Source organism: Protofrankia sp. Cas3 (assembly GCF_963555955.1).
Classification (GTDB): Bacteria; Actinomycetota; Actinomycetes; order Frankiales; family Frankiaceae; genus Protofrankia.
Genome location: NZ_CAUVXP010000253.1, coordinates 1 through 5,374 on the forward strand (window position 1 = coordinate 1; position 5,374 = coordinate 5,374).

Below are 5,374 nucleotides of genomic sequence, written 5' to 3' on the forward strand. Positions count from 1 at the left end.
ATTCACCGTGGCAGCGGCCGACGAACGAGAACACCAACGGACTGCTTCGCCAGTACTTCCCGAAATCTACCGACCTCTCCGGCTACAGTCAAACCGAACTCGACGCGGTTGCCGCCGAGGTCAACGGCCGACCCCGGAAAGTTCTCGGCTGGAAAACCCCTGCGGAGGCATACAATGAGGCGCATAATCTGGTAAAATTTGGACCGATGGTGCACTGATCGCTCGAATCCGCCGGGTCTTGGCGCGCAGAATGACCATGCCGGTTAACTCGGCGTCATGCAGCCTTGATAGGTTCGAGGCGGGCGGCGAGTAGGTTGTGAACTGAATCCCGCTTTCCCATTTCACATGGCGAGGTCTGCGAGCCCGAGCCTCATCTGCTCCGTTTCGACGACGTGGCGCGCCATGTCGACGTCGGAAATGTCGATCGCATCCGGGTCGGCTCCGATCTCGCTGTCGCGAGCGTATGCGTCGAACAGCCGCTTCTTCTCCGCCAGTACCTCGAGCATGCGCTGGTCGACGCTGTCGGTGATGAGAATCCGGTGCACCTGGACCGAGCGCACCTGGCCCATGCGGTGGCAGCGCTTGATCGCTTGTTCTTCCATCGCCGGTTTGACCTGCGGCTCGCAGAGGATGACCACCGAGCCCGCCTGGATGTTCAGGCCGACTCCGCCGGCCTCGATCTGGCTGACCAGCACCGCAGGGCCGGCGGTGGCGGAGAACCGGTCGACCATCCGCTGACGGTCGGTCGGTGGTGTGGAGCCGGTGAGCGGCCCCACAATTGTCACCGCCGGGACGGCCGCCGCGAGTGCACGGACCACGACGTCGAGCACGCCGCGGAAGTAGGAGAAAATGACAACCTTCCGTCGATTGTCGGTGGACTCCGCCACGATCTCCAGAAGGCGGCGAAGCTTACTCGAGGAAGACCGCTCGCCGGTGCGGTAGGCAGCCTGGCGCATTGCCATCGGATTGCCCTCGGCGACAGCCCGACGGTAGACCGCGAAGTCCTCGGGCCCGAACTCCTCCCATTCATCGGTCATCACCAGGTCGGGTAGTTCTGAAAGAACATCCTCGGTATTACGTCGTAGATAGGCAGGCGCGACCTGCTTACGGAAGACCGACGGTGAGCCGATGGTGTGCAAGCCGTTGAGACTCGGCACCAGGTGTGGCTGTAGATAGTCGATAAGATTCTTGAATTCCTCGACCCGGTTCTGCAGCGGGGTACCAGTCAAAAAGAGTACCCGTTCGGCGCGTTCGGTGAGGACGCGCACGGCCTTCGACCGCTGGGCGGCGGGGTTCTTGACGTAATGGGCCTCGTCCACGACGAGCATGGCGATTCCCAGGTCGTCGGGGATCGCCAGCGCCTTCAGGGACTCGAAGGTGGTGATCCCGACGTCGCCGTGTCGTACCCAGGCGGACAGGTTCGCAGCCCGCTCTGAGCCGTGCAGCCGGTGCGCTCGCAGCATGCTCCGCGCCGGGACCTCACGAAGCCAGTTGATCAGTACGGACGCGGGGCAGACGACGAGGAAATGGGTCTTGCCGGTCGCCCTGAGATGGGCGAATGCCGCGATGGCCTGGATCGTCTTGCCGAGACCCATCTCATCCCCGATGATCACTCGCCGTTGTACAAGGGCGAAGCGTGCCCCGAAGGACTGGTAGCCGCGCAGCGACACCTCGCGAAAGGTGTCGTCGAGCCGCTGCTCGCGAACACGCGCAGTGATCTCGGCGGGCAGGAAACCCTCGACCGCGTCGACGTCGAGGTTGAGATCGACGACCTCGCCGAGCAAGCCGTAGTACTCGGCTGCCCGACGCTCGAAGTCGGCCCAGACGCCGTCGGGTTCTGCTGGATGGCGGACCAGTTCGACAGCCCGCGCAAGCTGGTTGGGCAGGTCCGTCGCGTCGACGCCGATCAGGAGCTCCTGGACCCGTCCGAGGGCGACGAGTGCCTCGTCGCGGCGTTCCTTGCCGGCGAGGAGCATCCGGATCCGGCCGCGGCTGGTGCGGGCCGCACGGAGCAGGTCCGGTAGGTCGTCGCGGAGCTTGCCGGCGGGTGTGCGTACGGCCGCAAGTCCGCCGCGGTCAGTCTGGTCGAACCGGCGTAGCGCTACCAGCAGCGCAGTGCTGCGCGGGTTATCCGGGTCGAGGTCGACGCGGACCGCAAGGCTTTCCTCAATGGCGGTCGCAATCTGCTGGGCGGCGCCGAGGACCTGTTTCGCGGTCTGTTCACCGATACCGTCGATCGCCTGCAGCGCACCAGGCGGCGCCTCACAGACCTCCAGGACAGTCGTAATGCCACTGCGTTCGAGAACTCCCAGGCGGAGACGACCGTCCGTGCTGTCTCGTAGCCGGCCGATCGGGATCGTCGCCAGCTCGCGGCGCACCATCTCCGCACGCAGGGTCCGGAACGCGTCGCCGACGTCGGCGCGCAGCGCATCATCCGCATCGAGCACCTCGTCAGCGAGTTGATGCAGCTCCCGAGCACGGCGGAGTAGATCGCGGGCCCGAGAGCCGGCTCTGACCGGCGGGGGGCTGGTCACCGCGGCGCGCTCGTATCAGCCCGGCCCGTGTGCATGTCCACGAAGCCCAGCGGCAGCACGAGCGCAACCCCTTCGACAATCGGGGGGCACAGAGCGAGCCGTGCCTCGGCGTCGAGGGTCTCCAGCCGTTCGGCCAGGCGACGCTCGAGGTCGCGCGCACGTCGGTAGGCGTTGGCGGACCGCGTCGCCGGTTTGTGACCTGCCGATTCCTGCTCCAGCAGGTCGGCGTGCCGGTGATCCCAGAGAGCGATCTCGCTGAGCAGCCGTTCGCGGACATGGTGGCGGGTACGCGCCACGCGGGGGAGAACCCGCCCCTCCACCGCGGTCAGGTGCTCGACCAGTGAATGCTCAACCGCCCAGTCGATGGCGAGATCCTCGGGACTTCGGATCAGCCACGGTGCGGCGACAGCCGCGGCAAGGGCATGTGTCCCGCCATCGGCGAGCGGCTCATAGGAGAGATAGGGCGCCGGCCCGGGATCGGCGGCTTTTCCATCGGGTGTCAACTCGACGAAGTCGAAACGCTTGGAAACTGTGGCAGGAGGCTGGTGGCCGTTGACGATCTTCTGGCTCATCGCGACCAGCAGGCGTGGCGCCTGCCCGGGGTCGTTGCGGTCCACCAGGACGGTGCCGCTCTTGAGCGTGCCGTGGTGGCGCTCGACGATGAGATCGACGACCGTGTCGACGAGCGGGTGTCCGAGCGCCAGCAGGTCCGCGGGGACCGCTCCGTGCAGGCGCGTGTAGGCGCGGTCGAAGGTGACCCGCTCGTAGCGGGCCAGCACCGGAACGCGGTTGCCGATCTGCCGGGCGCGGACGTCGGCCGGAACATGTGTGATCTCGAATCGACCGCCTTCCCTGGCAGCGATGCGACCACCGAGTCGGCCGAACGCAGTCCGGAAGAACCGTTCGATATCACGGGGTTGCAAGCGTCGTGCCTCGGCATCGGAAAGCTGTTGGCGGGTGGCATCGACGTCGGCCGTCGCGAGTACCTGGGCGTGCAGTGCCCGCTCGGCGATCAACTCGTCCAGGCCTTCGCCCACTCTGGCATCGATGATCTCGTGGAGTCTGGCGCGGACGTCCTGGCGGTCGCCGTAACGGATCGCCTCGACGAGGAGGCCGCGCAGCGGCTGCCCGTCGAAAGCGTCACCGAGGACGTCGAAGACCTTGCCTGCATATGCTTTGCGTTGCTGCTCCACCTTCTCCAGCAGCCGGTGAAAGACCTCACCCTCACGGGTGTTGCTCGCCACCAGGTTCCACAGGTGGCAGACCTCCGTCTGCCCGATGCGGTGAATGCGGCCGAACCGCTGCTCGAGCCGGTTGGGGTTCCACGGCAGGTCGTAGTTGACCATCAGATGAGCCCGTTGCAGGTTCACACCTTCACCGGCGGCGTCCGTGGCCACGAGGACCCGGACGCGGGCATCCTGAGTGAATCGCTCCTGGGCAGCGCGGCGCTGCTCACGGCGAACCCCGCCGTGGATGGATACCACTGCGTCACGGTCACCGATCAGCTCGCCGATGCGTGCGACCAGGTAGTTCAACGTGTCCCGATGTTCGGTGAAGATGATGATCTTTCGAAGAGTGCCCGCCTGGTCATGGGTCAGGTCGCTGTCGCACAGGATCGCCCGCAGTTCGGACCACTTCCGGTCGGTGCCGGAATGACGCACACGGTGTGCGTTCTTTTCCAACTGGGCGAGCAGCGCGATTTCAGTATCGAGTTCAGCGCGGGTATTGGAGGCGGTCGCCGCGTCGGCGACATCGTCCTCAAGTTCCTCACGTTCCTCGCTCACCAGGTCGTCGAGCCGGTCATCGATCTCGGTGTCGACGTTGACGCCGCTGAGAAACCGGTCGGCATCCAGCCGCGGCGGTCTGGCCGCATCGGCCCGCATCTCCCGGCGTCGCCGCTCCAACCGGGCGCGGCGGCGTTCCAGGCTTCTGAGGATGGCTTCTGGGCTGGAGGCAAGACGGCGCTGCAGGATGGTCAATGCAAACCCGACGGTGGTGCCGCGCTGGCCGTCGCCCTGCTCCTTCAGTCGGTCGGCGCGGTTCATCTCGTGCCGCACGTAGTCAGTCACGGCTTCGTAGAGGCCCTGCTCACCCGGCGAAAGCTCATATGGCACCGTGTAGGCCCGCCGTTCGGGAAACAGCGGCCTGCCCTCCATGGTGAGCAGGTCCTCCTTGACCATACGCCGCATCAGCCCCGCGGGGTCCACACTATGAACCCCGTCCCGAAACCGGCCCTCAAACCTGTCTCCATCGAGGAGCGCAAGGAAGAGCTGGAAGTCCTCCTGCTTTCCCGCGTGCGGGGTAGCCGTCATCAGCAGCAGATGCCGGGACACCTTCCCGAGGAGCTCGCCCAACTGGTACCGGCGGGTCGTCTTCACCTCGTATCCGGAGTACCGAGCGGACATCCGGTGCGCTTCGTCCACGACCGCGAGATCCCAGTCGGAGGATTCGAGCTTTCCGAGAAGATCAGGATTGCGTGCCAAGTGGTCCATGCGTGCGATGAGCAGCGGATACCGCTCGAAAACATTGCCGTCGACGGCGGAGTCGACCAACGATGTGGTCAACAGATCGAAACGCAGGCCGAACTTGTTGTACAACTCATCCTGCCACTGCTCCACCAGCGAACCGGGAGCAACAATCAGACACCGCGCGAGGTCTCCACGCAAGATCAATTCCTTGACGTAAAGTCCACACATGATGGTCTTGCCTGCACCCGGGTCGTCCGCGAGCAGGAACCGCAATGGGGTCCGCGGTAGCAGCTCACCGTAGACGGCCGTGAGCTGGTGCGGAAGGGGCTCCACCTCCGACATCGACACAGCGAGCATCGAGTCGAAGAGGGC

The 5,374-nt window shown here is 65.4% G+C and carries 3 protein-coding genes; 1 reads left to right on the forward strand and 2 read right to left on the reverse strand.

Annotation, left to right across the window (positions count from 1 at the left end; genetic code table 11):
• Positions 1 to 218 (forward strand): transposase (locus U9983_RS26505; RefSeq protein ID WP_416211560.1); only part of this gene is annotated, 218 nt, incomplete at its 5' end.
• Between the two features lie 123 nt (positions 219 to 341).
• Here U9983_RS26505 and U9983_RS26510 read toward each other — a convergent pair.
• Together U9983_RS26510 and U9983_RS26515 are read right to left on the reverse strand one after the other, a co-directional pair.
• Positions 342 to 2,534 (reverse strand): DEAD/DEAH box helicase, encoded by a 2,193-nt coding sequence (locus U9983_RS26510; RefSeq protein ID WP_322756624.1) that lies wholly within the window; start codon positions 2,532 to 2,534, stop codon positions 342 to 344.
• Positions 2,531 to 5,374: helicase-related protein (locus U9983_RS26515; protein ID WP_322756625.1), on the reverse strand; the 2,844-nt coding region annotated here is incomplete at its 5' end. The genes U9983_RS26515 and U9983_RS26510, both read right to left, overlap by 4 nt.